We start from the raw sequence: 15,375 nt of genomic DNA, 5'->3' as shown, positions 1-15,375 counted from the left end.
GCGAATTATACGCGGGTTCTTGGGTATTGCCTAACCTGCGAGACGATCAGTCCAATTCTTTGGCCCAGAGCGTCTGAACCGCCTCCAACACCTTCTCGCCGACACGGCCAGAGGTATTGTCAAAATCCGGCAGCTCTTTGATCCATTGCTGCAGATCGACGAAATTGACAGAAAACGGGTCTACGCCCGGCTTGGCCTCAGCCAGTTCTTCTGCAATACGTTGAACATCATTCCAACCGTAGCTCATGACAGTCTTACCAGTCAGTGCGGCGCTTCGGCCGCATGGTTAAGCGAATATTTCGGAATTTCGACGGTGATATCTTCTTCACCGACGATCGCCTGGCAAGCCAGACGCGATTGCGCTTCCAGGCCCCAGGCACGATCGAGGAAATCTTCTTCCAGCTCGTCAGCCTCTTCCATCGAGTCGAAACCCTCGCGGATGATGCAGTGGCACGTAGTGCAAGCGCAGACGCCGCCGCAGGCGCTTTCCATCTCGATGTGGTGTTCGTGGGCCAGTTCGAGAATAGAGGTGCCGGGCTCAGCCTCGACCACCATGCCTTCAGGGCAGAACTTCTCGTGGGGCAGAAAAATGACCTGCGGCATCAGATATCCTCGATTTCATTCAGATTGCGCCCCGACAGAGCGGCTTTCACCGTCAGATCCATGCGGCGGGCAGCAAAAGCATCGGTCACTTGCGACAGACGCTTGGTCTGCTGCTCGATGGCGTAACCATCAGTACCTTTCATCAGTTCGGCCAGTTCCTGCAGCTGCAGGTCGATAACCATGCGCTCTTCGGCGTCGAGCAAACGCTCGCCATCAACCTCAAGAGCGCCCTGCACCGCTTCGATCAGGCGCTGGGCATCGACTTGCTGCTCACGCAGAACGCGGGCGACCTTATCGTCGTTGGCGTGCTGGAACGAATCTTTCAGCATCTTGGCGATTTCGCCGTCGGTCAGACCGTAGGAAGGCTTGACCTGAATGCTCGCCTCAACGCCGGAACCCAGTTCACGGGCAGAAACGTTGAGCAGACCGTCGGCATCGACCTGGAAGGTCACGCGAATCTTCGCTGCTCCGGCGACCATTGCTGGAATGCCGCGCAATTCGAAGCGTGCCAGCGAACGGCAGTCACTGATCAGCTCGCGCTCACCCTGCAGGACGTGGATCGCCATGGCCGACTGGCCGTCTTTATAAGTGGTGAAATCCTGAGCGCGCGCGACGGGGATGGTGGTGTTGCGCGGAATCACCTTCTCCATCAAGCCACCCATGGTCTCCAGCCCCAGGGACAGCGGAATCACGTCGAGCAGCAGCAGTTCGCCGCCATCACGCTTGTTGCCCGCCAGCGTATCAGCCTGGATCGCAGCACCGATGGCCACCACTTGATCCGGATCGATTTCAGTCAGAGGTTGACGCCCGAAGGCTTCGGCAACGGCTTCGCGAACACGCGGAACGCGGGTCGAACCGCCGACCATGACCACGGCGTGCACGTCTTCCAGCTCGATACCGGAATCACGAACAGCGCGGCGGCAGGCTTTCAGGCTACGCGCGACCATTGGCTCGATCAGCGCATCGAAGGCTTCGCGGGTCAGCTGTGCTTTCCAGTCGCCATAGGCCACTTCAACGCTGGCCGAGTCGGTCAGGGCTTCTTTGGCTGCGCAAGCGGTTTGCAGCAGATTGCGTTGTGCGCCCGGATCGAGATCGGCGGACAGGCCCGCGCTCTCGATGATCCAGCCGGCAATCGCGTGATCGAAGTCATCACCGCCCAGCGCGCTGTCGCCGCCAGTGGCCAGAACTTCGAAAACACCGCCGGTCAGACGCAGAATAGAGATATCGAAAGTACCGCCGCCCAGGTCATAAATGGCAACCAGGCCTTCAGCGTGTTGATCCAGACCGTACGCCACAGCGGCCGCAGTCGGCTCATTGAGCAAACGCAGCACGTTCAGACCGGCCAATTTGGCCGCATCTTTGGTGGCTTGACGCTGGGCATCGTCGAAATACGCTGGAACGGTGATCACCGCGCCAACCAGTTCACCACCCAACGTCGCTTCAGCGCGCTGACGCAGAACCTTGAGGATATCGGCGGAGACTTCGACCGGGCTTTTCGGGCCCTGCACGGTGTCGATGAACGGCATGTGCGACTCGCCACCGACAAAGCGGTATGGCAGTTGCTCGCCCAATTGCTTGACATCGGACAGACCACGACCCATCAAGCGCTTGACCGACAGCACGGTGTTCAAAGGATCGGAAGCGGCGGCCAGCTTGGCCGACTCGCCGACTTCGACGCGATCGGCGTGGTAACGCACAGCGGACGGCAGGATTACCTGCCCGTTTGCGTCAGCCAGCGGCTCGGAAAGACCACTGCGCAACGCAGCGACCAGCGAATTGGTAGTGCCCAAGTCGATCCCCACAGCCAGACGACGCTGGTGCGGTTGAGGACTTTGGCCGGGTTCGGCGATCTGCAGTAGGGCCATCGTGATCAGGACTTATCTGTATATCAGGCGTGCGACCGGAGCGGCACTGGGTTAATCGTCGAGGCGCTCTTCTAACTGGCGCACTTCGTAGGTGAGCTTGTCAAGGAACTGCATGCGCCGCATCAGGCGTTCGGCCTGTTCGCGTTGCGCCGCATCATCCCAACAGGCTGCGAAGCTTTCATTGAGTTCTTCCTGAGCCACTTTCAAGCGCCGCTTGAACACCGCGACACCGTCAAGGTCGGCACTGTCCTGGAGGTCTTCGAGCTCTTCGCGCCATTGCATCTGCTGCAGAAGAAACTCGGGGTCATGGACCGTGACTTCCATCGGCACTTCATGCCCGCTGATGGTCAGCAGGTAGCGTGCACGCTGGGCCGGACTCTTGAGCGTCTGATAGGCGTCGTTGAGCCGTGCAGACTGCTCGAGTGCCGACCGCTGCTCACGCTCGGAAGCGTCGGCAAAGCGGTCAGGATGAACGCCGCGCGCCAACTCACGATAGCGCGTGGCCAACTGCTCGAGATCCAGACGGAAACCCGGTTGCAGCTCGAATAAAGCGAAATGACAAGGAATACCCACGACAAGCCTCAGATGTTGAAGCTTTCGCCGCAGCCACATTCACCGCGTACGTTGGGGTTGTTGAACTTGAAGCCTTCGTTCAACCCTTCCTTGACGAAATCGAGCTCGGTGCCGTCCAGGTAGGCCAGGCTTTTCGGGTCGATGATCACTTTTTCGCCGTGACTTTCGAACACCTGATCCTCTGCAACCACCTCGTCGACAAACTCCAGCACGTAGGCAAGGCCGGAACAGCCTGTGGTGCGAACACCCAGACGAATCCCTTCACCTTTGCCGCGCCCGTCGAGGGAGCGCCGCACGTGTCGAGCAGCCGCTTCTGTCATGCTGATAGCCATCGGTGACTCCTTACTCGTCGCCAAATCCAGAAAGTCAGATCAAGCCTTTCTTCTGCTTGTAATCGCGAACAGCCGCTTTGATAGCGTCTTCAGCCAGTACCGAGCAGTGAATTTTCACTGGCGGCAGGGCCAGTTCTTCGGCCAGCTGAGTGTTCTTGATGGTTTCTGCTTCGTCCAGGGTCTTGCCCTTCATCCACTCGGTGGCGAGGGAGCTGGAAGCGATAGCCGAACCGCAGCCGTAGGTCTTGAACTTGGCATCTTCGATGATGCCAGCGTCGTTGACCTTGATTTGCAGACGCATCACATCGCCGCACGCCGGAGCGCCGACCATGCCGGTGCCGACATCAGGATCTTCCGCGTTCATCTTGCCGACGTTGCGCGGGTTTTCGTAGTGGTCGATGACCTTTTCGCTGTAAGCCATGATTCTCAATCCTCACTCATCAGGGCCGCTCTTGAGACCCTGCAACTGCGCTGCGTAAACCGCCGCGTCGCTACAGGATCTGTATCTGGCGGCTTCTATATTTAGTGTGCCGCCCACTCGATTTTCGAGATATCGACGCCGTCTTTGTACATGTCCCACAGCGGCGACAGAGCGCGCAGCTTGGTAACGGCCTCGCAGACTTTCTGCGCGGCGTAGTCGATTTCTTCTTCGGTGGTGAAACGGCCGAAGGTGAAGCGGATCGAGCTGTGTGCCAGTTCGTCGTTGCGGCCCAGGGCGCGCAGTACGTACGAAGGCTCCAGCGACGCCGAAGTGCACGCCGAACCGGACGATACCGCCAGATCCTTGAGCGCCATGATCAGCGACTCGCCTTCAACGTAGTTGAAGCTCAGGTTCAGGTTGTGCGGAACGCGGGCGGTCAGGCTGCCGTTGACGTACAGCTCTTCCAGATGCTCGACCTGCTTGTAGAAGCGGTCGCTCAAGGCTTTGATACGGACGTTTTCAGCCGCCATGTCTTCTTTGGCTACACGGAACGCTTCACCCATGCCGACGATCTGGTGGGTCGCCAGGGTGCCGGAACGCATGCCACGCTCGTGACCGCCGCCGTGCATGGTCGCTTCGATGCGCACACGCGGCTTGCGGCTGACGTACAGCGCGCCGATGCCTTTAGGGCCGTAGGTTTTGTGGGCGGAGAACGACATCATGTCGACTTTCAGTTTCTGCAGGTCGATCTCGACCTTGCCAGTGGACTGAGCGGCGTCGACGTGGAACAGAATGCCCTTGGCGCGGAGCATTTCGCCGATCGCTGCGATGTCGTTGACGGTGCCGATTTCGTTGTTCACGTGCATCACGGAGACCAGAATGGTGTCTTCGCGCAGTGCCGCTTCAATCATGGCCGGAGTGATCAGACCGTCTTCGGTCGGCTCGAGGTAGGTGACCTCGAAACCTTCACGCTCCAGTTGGCGCATGGTGTCGAGGACAGCCTTGTGCTCGATCTTGGAGGTGATCAGGTGCTTGCCCTTGGAGCCATAGAAATGCGCCGCCCCCTTGATTGCCAGGTTGTCGGATTCGGTGGCACCGGAGGTCCAGACGATTTCGCGCGGATCGGCGTTGACCAGATCGGCCACCTGACGACGGGCGTTTTCGACGGACTCTTCAGCTTTCCAGCCGAACACGTGGGAACGGGACGCCGGGTTACCGAAGTTTCCGTCGACCAGCAGGCATTCACTCATTTTTTGCGCAACACGCGGATCAACCGGGGTGGTCGCAGAGTAATCAAGGTAAATCGGCAATTTCATGGACTATCTCCTAAATCAGGGCTGGCGTGCCGCTAGCTCTCTGGCTGTCATTCGACGGCGGACGCTTCAATCTTGTCCAGGCGTGGCGCCTTGCTGTTGCAACGGCGCTGGTCCTGACGCTGGGCTACTTCTTGCACCTCACGGCGAGTCACAAGATCAGCCAAGCTGATACCACTTAGAAATTCGTGAATCTGCAGGCTCAAATCGCACCACAGATGATGGGTAAGGCACGTGTCGCCGGAATGGCAATCGCCCTGGCCCTGGCATTTGGTGGCATCGACCGATTCGTTTACCGCATCGATCACCTGGGCGACCTGGATACCCTGCATGTCGCGGGACAACTGGTAGCCACCACCCGGGCCGCGAACACTGGAAACCAGGTTGCTGCGACGCAGCTTGGCGAACAGCTGTTCGAGGTAGGACAGGGAGATGCCTTGGCGCTCGGAGATATCGGCCAGGGACACGGGCCCGTGCTGCGCGTGCAACGCCAGGTCAAGCATGGCGGTCACGGCGTATCGGCCTTTTGTAGTCAGTCGCATGGACAGTTACCACGGAGTTCAGAATGGGGCGAGTATGCAATTCCCGAGTATTTAAGTCAACTTTAAGACCTAGTACTTTAGTCAGGATTACCCGCAAAAGAGCGCGCGAATGATAGCAGGGTCTGCGGCGTAATGGCACACCGGCCGGCGCAAGCCTGTGTAGGAGCTGCCGCAGGCTGCGATCTTTTGACTTTGCCTTCCATAAGATCAAAAGATCGCAGCCTGCGGCAGCTCCTACACAGGGCTTAGCTGGCTTTGGACTCGTCTTTGCCTTTGACGCATGCGAAGTCTTCTTCACGCAGCTCAGGCAGATCTTTCGCACAGTAATTGCTGCCCAGATCCTTCAACGCGCCGCACATCCCCTCAAGCCGCCCGTCCACCGCTTGCAGGTGATCAAGCAACTGACCGATGGCGCGCGCCACCGGGTCGGGCATGTCTTCGCTGACGCCATACGCATCGAAGCCGATCTTCTCGGCCATGGCCTTGCGCTTGGCGTCCTGCTCTTCGTCAGACTTGACGATGATTCGCCCAGGAATACCGACAACAGTGGCACCCGGCGGCACTTCTTTAGTCACGACAGCATTGGAGCCGACTTTGGCACCCGCGCCAACCGTGAACGGACCGAGCACCTTGGCGCCCGCGCCCACGACCACACCATCGCCTAATGTCGGGTGACGTTTGCCTTTGTTCCAACTGGTACCACCCAGAGTCACGCCCTGATAAATGGTCACATCATCGCCAATCTCGGCGGTTTCACCAATTACGATGCCCATGCCATGGTCAATAAAGAAGCGTCGACCGACTTTTGCGCCCGGGTGAATCTCGATTCCGGTCAACCAGCGACCGAAGTTCGACACCAGCCGCGCCAGCCACTTCAGCTCGTTACGCCAGAGCATGCCGGCCAATCGATGAATCCAGATCGCATGCATGCCGGGGTAGCAGGTCAGGACTTCAAAAGCGTTACGCGCCGCCGGGTCTCGATGGAATACGCTCTGGATATCTTCACGCAAACGCTCAAACATCATTTAGTCCTTCCGCTTAAGAAGCTCACCACGGGCCGCTTTCTGGGTTTCCGTGAGGATGCCACGCAAAATATTCATTTCCGCCCGGCTGACCGAGCTGCGTCCGTACAACCGGCGCAGGCGCGCCATCAAGTGCCGGGGTTTTTCCGGATCGAGGAATTCGATGGCGACCAGCGTCTGCTCCAGATGCTCATAAAAGCGCTCCAGCTCATCCATGGTCGCCAGTTCGGCGCTTTTCACCGAGGCCACTTCTTCTTTCTCGATCTTGCTCGGCTGACCTTGTGCAGCCAGCCAGGCCATGCGCACTTCGTAGCTCAACACCTGCACCGCCGCGCCCAGGTTCAGCGAACTGAACTCAGGGTCGGAGGGGATATGCACGTGAAAGTGACATCGCTGCAGCTCTTCGTTGGTCAGACCGGAATCTTCACGACCGAATACCAGAGCGATTTCGGCGCCCTGCCCGGCTTCTTCAACCACTTTGGTGCCGCACTCGCGCGGATCCAGCAGCGGCCAGGGGATTCGACGGTCCCGGGCGCTGGTGCCAAGCACCAGATTGCAGCCGACCAAGGCGTCTTCCAGGGTGGCGACGACTTGTGCGTTTTCCAGGATGTCACCGGCACCAGAGGCGCGAGCATCCGCCTCGTGGTGCGGAAACAGGCGCGGTTCGACCAGCACCAATCGCGACAGACCCATGTTTTTCATGGCGCGCGCGGCCCCGCCGATATTGCCGGGGTGGCTGGTATTGACCAGGACGACACGAATGTTCTGCAGCAAGGGAGGCGCTCTCGGACACAGGAAAGGGGTGCAAATCTTACAGAACAGCCTACCGTTAAGCTATGAAAGCGAACAGCGTCCTTCACCTGAAGAAAAGTTCTGATAGAATGCGCGGCTTTCTTTAACAACCTTAGGTGACACATCCATGCAGCCCATGCTGAATATCGCGCTGCGCGCCGCCCGCAGCGCCAGTGAACTGATCTTCCGCTCCATCGAGCGCCTGGATACCATCAAGGTCGACGAAAAAGACGCCAAGGATTATGTATCCGAGGTCGATCGCGCCGCTGAACAGAAAATCATCGATGCCCTGCGCAAGGCTTACCCGAATCACTCGATCCAGGGTGAAGAGACTGGCCTGCACGCCGGCACCGGCATCGAAGGCGAAGAATACCTGTGGATCATCGACCCACTGGACGGCACCACCAACTTCCTGCGTGGCATTCCGCACTTCGCTGTCAGCATCGCCTGCAAATACCGCGGTCGCCTGGAACACGCAGTGGTTCTGGACCCGGTTCGCCAGGAAGAATTCACCGCCAGCCGTGGTCGCGGCGCTCAACTGAACGGTCGCCGTCTGCGCGTCAGCGGTCGCACCAGCCTCGACGGCGCCCTGCTGGGTACCGGCTTCCCGTTCCGTGACGATCAGATGGACAACCTCGACAACTACCTGGGCATGTTCCGCGCCCTGGTTGGCCAGACTGCCGGTATCCGCCGCGCGGGCTCGGCGAGCCTGGACCTGGCCTATGTGGCTGCCGGTCGTTTCGACGCGTTCTGGGAGTCGGGTCTGTCCGAGTGGGACATGGCTGCAGGCGCCCTGCTGATTCAAGAAGCTGGCGGCCTGGTGAGTGACTTCACCGGCGGTCACGACTTCCTTGAAAAAGGCCACATCGTTGCCGGCAACACCAAATGCTTCAAGGCAGTTCTGACGGCGATCCAGCCGCACCTGCCGGCTTCGCTGAAGCGCTAAGCTTTCCGCGAAACGAAAAAAGCACCCTTCGGGGTGCTTTTTTTATGTCTGTATTCAGGCCGAAACAAATCCTTGTGGGAGCGAGCTTGCTCGCGAAAGCGGTGGAACAGCCTGCATAGATGCTGAATGCCAGACCGCATTCGCGAGCAAGCTCGCTCCCACAGGGGATCCGGGGTTAGCCAAAAATGGCGGGCACAAAAAAGCACCCCGCAGGGTGCTTCTTGTTAAAACAGTCAGCTTTTACTGAGCCGGCTCATTCTGCGACAGAATCAGCTTGCCTTCCTTGTCGACCGGAATCTGGTTGCCCGGATCGCGATCCATCCGCACTTTGCCTTCTTTGCCATCGAGCGAGTAACGCACGTCGTAACCGACGACCTTGTCGCTGATGTCATTGACCGTATTGCAGCGGGTTTGCGTGGTGGTGTAGGTGTCACGCTCCTGCATGCCTTCCTGCACCTTGTTACCCGCATAACCCCCACCGACCGCACCGGCTACCGTGGCAATCTTCTTGCCGGTGCCGCCGCCAATCTGATTACCCAGCAAACCACCTGCCAGCGCACCGACGACGGTACCGGCAATCTGATGTTGATCTTTTACCGGTGCCTGACGAGTCACTGTCACGTCCTTGCACACTTCACGTGGAGTCTTGATCTGTGTTTTAACCGGTTCAACGGCCAATACTTGCGCATACTCAGGGCCGCTTTTAACCAGGCTGTAGGTGGCAACAGCACCCCCGGCAGTCACACCGACAGCACCCAATACCGCACCAACCAGCAACGACTTGTTCACATGAACCTCCTGACCATCACATGCGGGACGCGCCCGCGCTTCTCCCAGCCTTGGAGCATAAAAAAAGGCGCGAGTTCAACTCGCGCCTTTCTTGGGCTGACAGCCGGGAAAACGATGGCCGTTATGGACGGTCGTCGACTTCCTTCTCGGTGTTGGCCGGAGGAATCAGATCCTCGGTAGTCAGGTTCAGCCAGATCAGCACCACGTTAGCGATGTAGATCGACGAGTAGGTACCCGCCAGAACACCGATAAACAGCGCGATCGAGAAGCCGAACAGGTTGTCACCGCCGAAGAACAGCAGTGCCGCGATCGCCAGCAAGGTGGAGATCGACGTCGCCATGGTGCGCAGCAGGGTTTGCGTGGTCGAGATGTTGATGTTCTCGATCAGCGTTGCCTTGCGCAGGACACGGAAGTTCTCACGAACCCGGTCGAATACCACGATGGTGTCGTTCAGCGAGTAACCGATGATCGCCAGCACCGCCGCCAGCACGGTCAGATCGAAAGTGATCTGGAAGTACGACAGGATACCGATGGTTACGATCACGTCGTGAATCAGCGAAACAATGGCGCCGACCGCGAACTTCCACTGAAAGCGGAAAGCCAGGTAGATCAGGATACCGCCGAGCGCCAGCAGCATGCCGAGGCCGCCCTGGTCGCGCAGCTCTTCACCGACCTGCGGGCCGACGAACTCGACACGCTTGACCGTCGCCGGGTTGTCGCCGCCGACCTTCAACAGCGCTTCCGCCACCTGATGGCCCAGTTGCGGGTCTTCACCTGGCATGCGCACCAGCAGATCGGTAGTAGCACCGAAGCTCTGCACGATGGCTTCGTGGTAACCCGACGTCGCCAGCTGCTCACGCACCTTGGTAACGTCGGCCGGACGCTCGTAGGTCAGCTCGATGAGCGTACCGCCGGTGAAGTCCAGCCCCCAGTTCATGCCCTTGGTAGCGACACTGAACATAGCCAGCAAGGTGAGGAATACTGTGACGCCGAACGCGAAGTTGCGAACGCCCATGAAGTTGATTGTACGTAACATGGCAGCCCCTTAAATCCACAACTTCTTGAAGTCACGTCCGCCAAAGATCAGGTTGACCATTGCGCGGGTCACCATGATGGCCGTGAACATCGAGGTAAAGATCCCGAGGGACATGGTCACTGCGAAACCTTTGACCGGGCCGGTGCCCATGGCAAAGAGAATCCCGCCGACCAACAAGGTAGTCAGGTTGGCGTCGAGAATCGCGGTGAATGCCCGGCCGAAGCCTTCGTTGATTGCACGCTGCACGGTCATGCCGGCGGCGATCTCTTCACGAATCCGCGAGAAGATCAGCACGTTGGCGTCGACCGCCATACCCATGGTCAGCACGATACCGGCGATACCCGGCAGGGTCAGCGTTGCACCCAGCAGCGACATCAGGGCCAGCAGCAGCACCATGTTCACCGCCAGTGCGACGGTGGCGATGATGCCGAAGAAGCGGTAGATGGCGATGATGAACAGCGACACGAACAGCATGCCCCACAGCGACGCGTCGATACCTTTGGTGATGTTGTCAGCACCCAGGCTCGGGCCGATGGTGCGCTCTTCAGCGAAGTACATCGGTGCAGCAAGACCACCGGCACGCAGCAGCAGCGCCAGTTCAGACGATTCGCCCTGACCGTTCAGGCCAGTGATGCGGAACTGAGCACCCAGCGGCGACTGAATGGTCGCCAGGCTGATGATCTTCTTCTCTTCTTTGAACGTTTGCACCGCCACGTCTTTCTCGACGCCATCGACCACTTGCTTGGTGTAAGTGGTGATCGGACGCTGTTCGATGAAGATCACCGCCATGCTGCGACCGACGTTCGAACGAGTAGCGCGGCTCATCAGCTCACCACCGTGACCATCCAGACGGATGTTCACTTCCGGGGTGCCGTGCTCGCCGAAACCGGCCTTGGCGTCAGTGACCTGGTCACCGGTGATGATCAGACCACGCTCGATCTGTGCTGGCGGACGATTGCCTTCACGGAACTCGAAGGTTTCGGAGGTGGCTTTCGAAGCACCCGGCTCAGCAGCCAGACGGAACTCAAGGTTGGCTGTCTTGCCGAGAATACGCTTGGCTTCGGCAGTGTCCTGCACGCCCGGCAGCTCAACCACAATGCGGTTGGCGCCCTGACGCTGAACGATCGGTTCGGCAACACCCAGCTCGTTGACGCGGTTACGTACCGTGGTCAAGTTCTGCTTGATGGAGTATTCACGGATTTCCGCCAGCTTCGCCGGGGTCATCGCCAGACGCAGCACCGGTTGACCGTTGAGGTCGGCCGGAACAATGTCGAAATCGTTGAAGTTCTTGCGGATCAGTGCACGGGCCTGCTCGCGGGAATCTTCATCGCTGAAGCCCAACTGAATGGCACCGCCCAGTTGCGGCAGACTGCGATAGCGCAGCTTCTCTTTGCGCAGCAGGCTCTTGACGTCGCCTTCGTAGACTTTCAGGCGTGCATCGAGGGCTTTGTCCATGTCCACTTCCAGCAGGAAGTGCACACCACCGGACAAGTCCAGACCCAGCTTCATCGGGTGCGCGCCCAGATTGCGCAGCCATTGCGGGGTGGTCTGTGCCAGGTTCAGCGCGACGACGTAGTCATCACCCAACGCCTTGCGCACAACGTCTTTGGCCGGCAGCTGGTCTTCAGCCTTGCTCAGACGGATCAGACCGCCCTTGCCGTTGGCTGCCAGCGTGGCGGCCTTGACGTTGATCCCGGACTCCTTGAGCGCAGTGCTCACACGATCCAGATCAGCCTGATTGACTTGCAGCGCAGTGCTTGCACCGCTGACCTGAATGGCCGGGTCATCGGGGTATAGATTCGGAGCGGAATAAATCAGACCGATCGCCAGCACCGCCAGGATCAGAATGTATTTCCACAGAGGATATTTGTTCAGCATCACGCCGCCCGTTATGAACGCGGGGCGCCTTGCGCGCCCCGTCGATTGAGTAGAAGTTGTTGCTTCAGATCGCTTTCAGCGTGCCTTTTGGCAGCGTGGCGGCGATGGCGCCTTTCTGGAACTTCATTTCCACGGTGTCGGAAACTTCCAGAACCACGAAGTCATCAGCCACTTTGGTGATCTTGCCAGCGATGCCGCCAGTGGTCACAACTTCGTCGCCTTTCTGCAGGCTGCTCAGCAGGTTCTTCTGCTCTTTGGCGCGCTTGGCCTGTGGACGCCAGATCATCAGGTAGAAGATGACCAGGAAGCCGACCAGGAAAATCCACTCGAAACCGCCGCCCATTGGGCCGGCAGCAGCCGGTGCAGCCGCGTCAGCCATGGCGTTAGAGATAAAAAAGCTCATTTAGCACTCCAGTTGCAAATGTTGAATCTTGGGGTCAGAAAACTCAGTCCAAAGGCGGAACGGGGAGCCCGCGTTTGGCGTAGAAGGCATCGACAAAGGCGGCCAATGTACCCTGTTGAATAGCCTCGCGCAAACCAGCCATCAGCACCTGATAATGGCGCAAGTTATGGATGGTATTGAGCATGCTTCCCAGCATTTCGCCGCACTTGTCCAGGTGATGCAGATAAGCGCGGGAGAAGTTCTGGCAGGTATAGCAATCGCAGGTCGGATCCAGCGGCGATTCATCATGGCGATGGAACGCGTTACGGATCTTCAGCACGCCGGTATCAATGAACAGATGCCCATTGCGGGCATTACGGGTTGGCATCACGCAATCGAACATGTCCACACCGCGGCGCACACCCTCAACCAGATCTTCCGGTTTGCCAACGCCCATAAGGTAACGAGGTTTGTCAGCCGGCATCATGCCCGGCAGATAATCCAGCACTTTGATCATCTCGTGCTTCGGCTCGCCCACCGACAGACCGCCAATGGCCAGGCCATCGAAGCCGATTTTGTCGAGGCCTTCGAGCGAACGCATGCGCAGATCCTGGTGCATGCCGCCCTGAACGATGCCGAACAACGCTGCGGTGTTGTCACCGTGGGCATTTTTCGAACGCTGAGCCCAGCGCAGCGACAACTCCATCGATACGCGCGCGACGTCTTCGTCAGCCGGGTACGGCGTGCATTCGTCGAAAATCATCACGATGTCGGAGCCGAGATCGCGCTGCACCTGCATCGACTCTTCCGGGCCCATGAATACTTTGGCGCCGTCGACCGGGGAAGCGAAGGTCACGCCCTCCTCCTTGATCTTGCGCATCGCGCCGAGGCTGAACACCTGGAAGCCACCGGAGTCGGTGAGGATCGGGCCTTTCCACTGCATGAAATCGTGCAGGTCGCCGTGCTCCTTGATCACTTGGGTGCCAGGACGCAGCCACAGGTGGAAGGTGTTACCGAGAATGATTTCTGCGCCGGTGGCAACGATGTCACGCGGCAACATGCCCTTGACCGTGCCGTAAGTGCCCACCGGCATGAACGCCGGGGTCTCGACGGTGCCACGCGGGAAGGTCAGGCGACCACGCCGGGCCTTGCCATCGGTGGCCAGAAGTTCAAAGGACATGCGACATTCGCGACTCATTCTGTTTCCTCTGGGCCTGTTTGTTCAGGGGCAGTCGGTGCGGGATTACGGGTGATGAACATCGCATCACCGTAGCTGAAAAAGCGGTAACCGTTGTCGACGGCAGCCTTGTAGGCCGCCATGGTCTCGGGATAACCGGCAAATGCCGAAACCAGCATCAACAGCGTCGATTCCGGCAAATGGAAATTGGTCACCAGGGCGTCGACCACATGGAAAGGCCGGCCCGGGTAAATAAAGATATCGGTGTCGCCACTGAACGGTTTGAGCACGCCATCACGCGCGGCACTTTCCAGCGAACGCACGCTGGTGGTACCCACCGCAATCACCCGACCACCACGCGCACGGCACGCCGCGACCGCATCGACCACGTCCTGGCCGACTTCCAGCCACTCGGTGTGCATGTGGTGATCTTCAAGCTTCTCGACGCGCACTGGCTGGAACGTCCCCGCGCCCACGTGCAACGTAACGAAAGTGGTCTCGACGCCCTTGGCCGCAATTGCTTCCATCAGCGACTGATCGAAATGCAGCCCGGCGGTCGGCGCCGCCACCGCACCGAGTTTCTCGGCGTACACGGTCTGATAACGCTCGCGATCCGAGCCTTCGTCCGGGCGGTCTATATAAGGAGGCAACGGCATGTGCCCGACGCGATCGAGCAGCGGCAACACTTCTTCAGCGAAGCCCAGTTCGAACAACGCATCATGACGCGCAAGCATTTCGGCTTCGCCACCACCGTCGATAAGAATCTTCGAACCCGGCTTCGGCGACTTGCTGGAACGCACATGGGCCAGCACGCGGTGCGTATCGAGCACCCGCTCAACGAGGATTTCCAGCTTGCCGCCGGACGCTTTCTGCCCGAACAGCCGCGCCGGAATCACCCGGGTATTGTTGAACACCATCAAATCGCCCGGGCGCAAATGCTCAAGCAAATCAGTGAATTGACGGTGTGCGAGGGCGCCGCTCGGCCCGTCAAGGGTCAGCAGGCGACTACCGCGACGCTCGGCCAAAGGGTGGCGGGCGATCAGCGAATCAGGGAGCTCGAAAGTAAAGTCAGCAACGCGCATGATGGGGTTCGTCTAGCAGGGCCGGAAAGTCTAGCGGAAATATCGAAAATTCTCTATGTACCTGATTGACCGACGGTAATCTCATCTCTATACTTCGCCGCCATTGAGCCCTGATGGCGGAATTGGTAGACGCGGCGGATTCAAAATCCGTTTTCGAAAGGAGTGGGAGTTCGAGTCTCCCTCGGGGCACCAAAATTAAGAAAGGTCTTGCTTAGCAAGGCCTTTTTTTTCGTCTGCCGGAAAGTGCCGCTGGCCGTCCGGCGAGATCCCACAAAGGTCACCCCATGGAAACGTCACTGGAAACAGTCGCCCTTTTCTCCCTCAAGCTCGCTTACGAGGAAGAAGGCCTGAGCCCGATTCTGCGGGACGACATGGTCATGGGTGATTACCAGAAAGACATTTTCGAACTATTGGTGCGACGCGGGGATGTCGAGACCATTCAGTTCAAGATGAATGAATGCCTGGGCTTGGCGATGGACGCCTTGGGCGGTGTCGAGAAACCGCTGGGGCGCGAGTTGCACAAGTTGTCTGCTGATTTCAGCGAGGCGCGTTCGCTGGAGCAGCTGGATCAGCCGCTCCTTGCGCTCAAGGGTTACTTGAAAGACATCTTGTGATCGGCAGC

General features: G+C 58.9%; 18 protein-coding genes and 1 tRNA gene. 3 read left to right on the top strand and 16 right to left on the bottom strand.

Annotated elements, in window-relative coordinates:
* Positions 1-46: 46 nt before the first annotated feature.
* From iscX to trmJ, 10 genes are all read right to left on the bottom strand, one after another.
* Entirely contained in the window at positions 47-247 is a 201-nt protein-coding gene (gene iscX, locus F8N44_RS28720; protein WP_047599296.1) for a Fe-S cluster assembly protein IscX, read from the bottom strand.
* A 14-nt stretch (positions 248-261) separates the two neighbouring features.
* Positions 262-603 carry an ISC system 2Fe-2S type ferredoxin gene (gene fdx, locus F8N44_RS28715; RefSeq protein WP_150652698.1) on the bottom strand — a complete coding sequence of 114 codons (342 nt, stop codon included), beginning with the start codon at positions 601-603 and terminating at the stop codon, positions 262-264.
* The gene (gene hscA, locus F8N44_RS28710; protein ID WP_150652697.1) at positions 603-2,468 is read right to left on the bottom strand and encodes a Fe-S protein assembly chaperone HscA; all 1,866 of its coding nucleotides are present in this window, start codon (positions 2,466-2,468) and stop codon (positions 603-605) included. Before hscA ends, fdx begins: the two co-directional genes overlap by 1 nt.
* A 51-nt stretch (positions 2,469-2,519) precedes the next feature.
* The gene (gene hscB / locus F8N44_RS28705; RefSeq protein WP_007916889.1) at positions 2,520-3,041 is read right to left on the bottom strand and encodes a co-chaperone HscB; all 522 of its coding nucleotides are present in this window, start codon (positions 3,039-3,041) and stop codon (positions 2,520-2,522) included.
* Between the two features lie 8 nt (positions 3,042-3,049).
* Positions 3,050-3,373 carry an iron-sulfur cluster assembly protein IscA gene (gene iscA, locus F8N44_RS28700; RefSeq protein ID WP_003227904.1) on the bottom strand — a complete coding sequence of 108 codons (324 nt, stop codon included), beginning with the start codon at positions 3,371-3,373 and terminating at the stop codon, positions 3,050-3,052.
* 34 nt (positions 3,374-3,407) lie between these two features.
* Positions 3,408-3,794 carry a Fe-S cluster assembly scaffold IscU gene (gene iscU, locus F8N44_RS28695; protein ID WP_007916892.1) on the bottom strand — a complete coding sequence of 129 codons (387 nt, stop codon included), beginning with the start codon at positions 3,792-3,794 and terminating at the stop codon, positions 3,408-3,410.
* Between the two features lie 101 nt (positions 3,795-3,895).
* On the bottom strand, positions 3,896-5,110 hold the full coding sequence (locus tag F8N44_RS28690) for an IscS subfamily cysteine desulfurase (RefSeq protein WP_008084662.1): 1,215 nt from the start codon (positions 5,108-5,110) through the stop codon (positions 3,896-3,898).
* Between the two features lie 47 nt (positions 5,111-5,157).
* Positions 5,158-5,649, bottom strand: a complete 492-nt coding sequence (iscR, locus tag F8N44_RS28685) for a Fe-S cluster assembly transcriptional regulator IscR (RefSeq protein ID WP_003227911.1) — start codon at positions 5,647-5,649, stop codon at positions 5,158-5,160.
* A gap of 245 nt (positions 5,650-5,894) precedes the next feature.
* Positions 5,895-6,671, bottom strand: a complete 777-nt coding sequence (gene cysE, locus F8N44_RS28680) for a serine O-acetyltransferase (RefSeq protein WP_007916901.1) — start codon at positions 6,669-6,671, stop codon at positions 5,895-5,897.
* 3 nt (positions 6,672-6,674) lie between these two features.
* The gene (trmJ, locus tag F8N44_RS28675) at positions 6,675-7,445 is read right to left on the bottom strand and encodes a tRNA (cytosine(32)/uridine(32)-2'-O)-methyltransferase TrmJ (protein ID WP_108226533.1); all 771 of its coding nucleotides are present in this window, start codon (positions 7,443-7,445) and stop codon (positions 6,675-6,677) included.
* A gap of 145 nt (positions 7,446-7,590) precedes the next feature.
* Between trmJ and suhB the strand changes: the two genes are divergently transcribed.
* Positions 7,591-8,409: an inositol-phosphate phosphatase gene (suhB, locus tag F8N44_RS28670; protein WP_016773320.1), complete on the top strand. Its 819-nt coding sequence runs from the start codon at positions 7,591-7,593 to the stop codon at positions 8,407-8,409.
* Positions 8,410-8,649: 240 nt separating this feature from the next.
* Here suhB and F8N44_RS28660 read toward each other — a convergent pair whose 3' ends face one another.
* The 6 genes from F8N44_RS28660 to queA all read right to left on the bottom strand — a co-directional run bounded on the left by F8N44_RS28660 (position 8,650) and on the right by queA (position 14,753).
* The gene (locus F8N44_RS28660) at positions 8,650-9,198 is read right to left on the bottom strand and encodes a glycine zipper 2TM domain-containing protein (protein WP_007916907.1); all 549 of its coding nucleotides are present in this window, start codon (positions 9,196-9,198) and stop codon (positions 8,650-8,652) included.
* Positions 9,199-9,319: 121 nt separating this feature from the next.
* The gene (secF, locus tag F8N44_RS28655) at positions 9,320-10,234 is read right to left on the bottom strand and encodes a protein translocase subunit SecF (RefSeq protein WP_007916909.1); all 915 of its coding nucleotides are present in this window, start codon (positions 10,232-10,234) and stop codon (positions 9,320-9,322) included.
* A 9-nt stretch (positions 10,235-10,243) separates the two neighbouring features.
* Entirely contained in the window at positions 10,244-12,112 is a 1,869-nt protein-coding gene (gene secD / locus F8N44_RS28650) for a protein translocase subunit SecD (RefSeq protein ID WP_077574432.1), read from the bottom strand.
* A 64-nt stretch (positions 12,113-12,176) separates the two neighbouring features.
* Positions 12,177-12,515 carry a preprotein translocase subunit YajC gene (gene yajC / locus F8N44_RS28645; RefSeq protein ID WP_007916913.1) on the bottom strand — a complete coding sequence of 113 codons (339 nt, stop codon included), beginning with the start codon at positions 12,513-12,515 and terminating at the stop codon, positions 12,177-12,179.
* 43 nt (positions 12,516-12,558) lie between these two features.
* Positions 12,559-13,674, bottom strand: coding sequence for a tRNA guanosine(34) transglycosylase Tgt (tgt, locus tag F8N44_RS28640; protein ID WP_162130185.1), 1,116 nt, complete (start codon positions 13,672-13,674; stop codon positions 12,559-12,561).
* Positions 13,675-13,688: 14 nt separating this feature from the next.
* On the bottom strand, positions 13,689-14,753 hold the full coding sequence (queA, locus tag F8N44_RS28635; protein ID WP_150652695.1) for a tRNA preQ1(34) S-adenosylmethionine ribosyltransferase-isomerase QueA: 1,065 nt from the start codon (positions 14,751-14,753) through the stop codon (positions 13,689-13,691).
* Between the two features lie 107 nt (positions 14,754-14,860).
* Between queA and F8N44_RS28630 the strand changes: the two genes are divergently transcribed.
* A tRNA-Leu gene (locus F8N44_RS28630) sits at positions 14,861-14,945 on the top strand.
* A gap of 92 nt (positions 14,946-15,037) precedes the next feature.
* A complete protein-coding gene (locus F8N44_RS28625; RefSeq protein ID WP_150652694.1) occupies positions 15,038-15,367 on the top strand; it encodes a hypothetical protein in 330 nt (109 codons plus the stop codon).
* Positions 15,368-15,375 lie beyond the last annotated feature (8 nt).

Source organism: Pseudomonas fluorescens (genome assembly GCF_902497745.1).
In the GTDB taxonomy this organism is placed as follows: domain Bacteria; phylum Pseudomonadota; class Gammaproteobacteria; order Pseudomonadales; family Pseudomonadaceae; genus Aquipseudomonas; species Aquipseudomonas fluorescens_BM.
This window is presented reverse-complemented; position numbering and strand designations above follow the sequence as displayed.

Excerpts from the sequence above, each read along its gene's own strand:
- iscX (WP_047599296.1), bottom strand. The coding sequence starts at position 247 with ATGAGCTACGGTTGGAATGATGTTCAACGTATTGCAGAAGAACTGGCT.
- fdx (WP_150652698.1), bottom strand. The coding sequence starts at position 603 with ATGCCGCAGGTCATTTTTCTGCCCCACGAGAAGTTCTGCCCTGAAGGC.
- hscA (WP_150652697.1), bottom strand. The coding sequence starts at position 2,468 with ATGGCCCTACTGCAGATCGCCGAACCCGGCCAAAGTCCTCAACCGCAC.
- iscA (WP_003227904.1), bottom strand. The coding sequence starts at position 3,373 with ATGGCTATCAGCATGACAGAAGCGGCTGCTCGACACGTGCGGCGCTCC.
- iscU (WP_007916892.1), bottom strand. The coding sequence starts at position 3,794 with ATGGCTTACAGCGAAAAGGTCATCGACCACTACGAAAACCCGCGCAAC.
- F8N44_RS28690 (WP_008084662.1), bottom strand. The coding sequence starts at position 5,110 with ATGAAATTGCCGATTTACCTTGATTACTCTGCGACCACCCCGGTTGAT.
- iscR (WP_003227911.1), bottom strand. The coding sequence starts at position 5,649 with ATGCGACTGACTACAAAAGGCCGATACGCCGTGACCGCCATGCTTGAC.
- cysE (WP_007916901.1), bottom strand. The coding sequence starts at position 6,671 with ATGTTTGAGCGTTTGCGTGAAGATATCCAGAGCGTATTCCATCGAGAC.
- suhB (WP_016773320.1), top strand. The coding sequence starts at position 7,591 with ATGCAGCCCATGCTGAATATCGCGCTGCGCGCCGCCCGCAGCGCCAGT.
- secF (WP_007916909.1), bottom strand. The coding sequence starts at position 10,234 with ATGTTACGTACAATCAACTTCATGGGCGTTCGCAACTTCGCGTTCGGC.
- secD (WP_077574432.1), bottom strand. The coding sequence starts at position 12,112 with ATGCTGAACAAATATCCTCTGTGGAAATACATTCTGATCCTGGCGGTG.
- yajC (WP_007916913.1), bottom strand. The coding sequence starts at position 12,515 with ATGAGCTTTTTTATCTCTAACGCCATGGCTGACGCGGCTGCACCGGCT.
- tgt (WP_162130185.1), bottom strand. The coding sequence starts at position 13,674 with ATGTCCTTTGAACTTCTGGCCACCGATGGCAAGGCCCGGCGTGGTCGC.
- queA (WP_150652695.1), bottom strand. The coding sequence starts at position 14,753 with ATGCGCGTTGCTGACTTTACTTTCGAGCTCCCTGATTCGCTGATCGCC.
- F8N44_RS28625 (WP_150652694.1), top strand. The coding sequence starts at position 15,038 with ATGGAAACGTCACTGGAAACAGTCGCCCTTTTCTCCCTCAAGCTCGCT.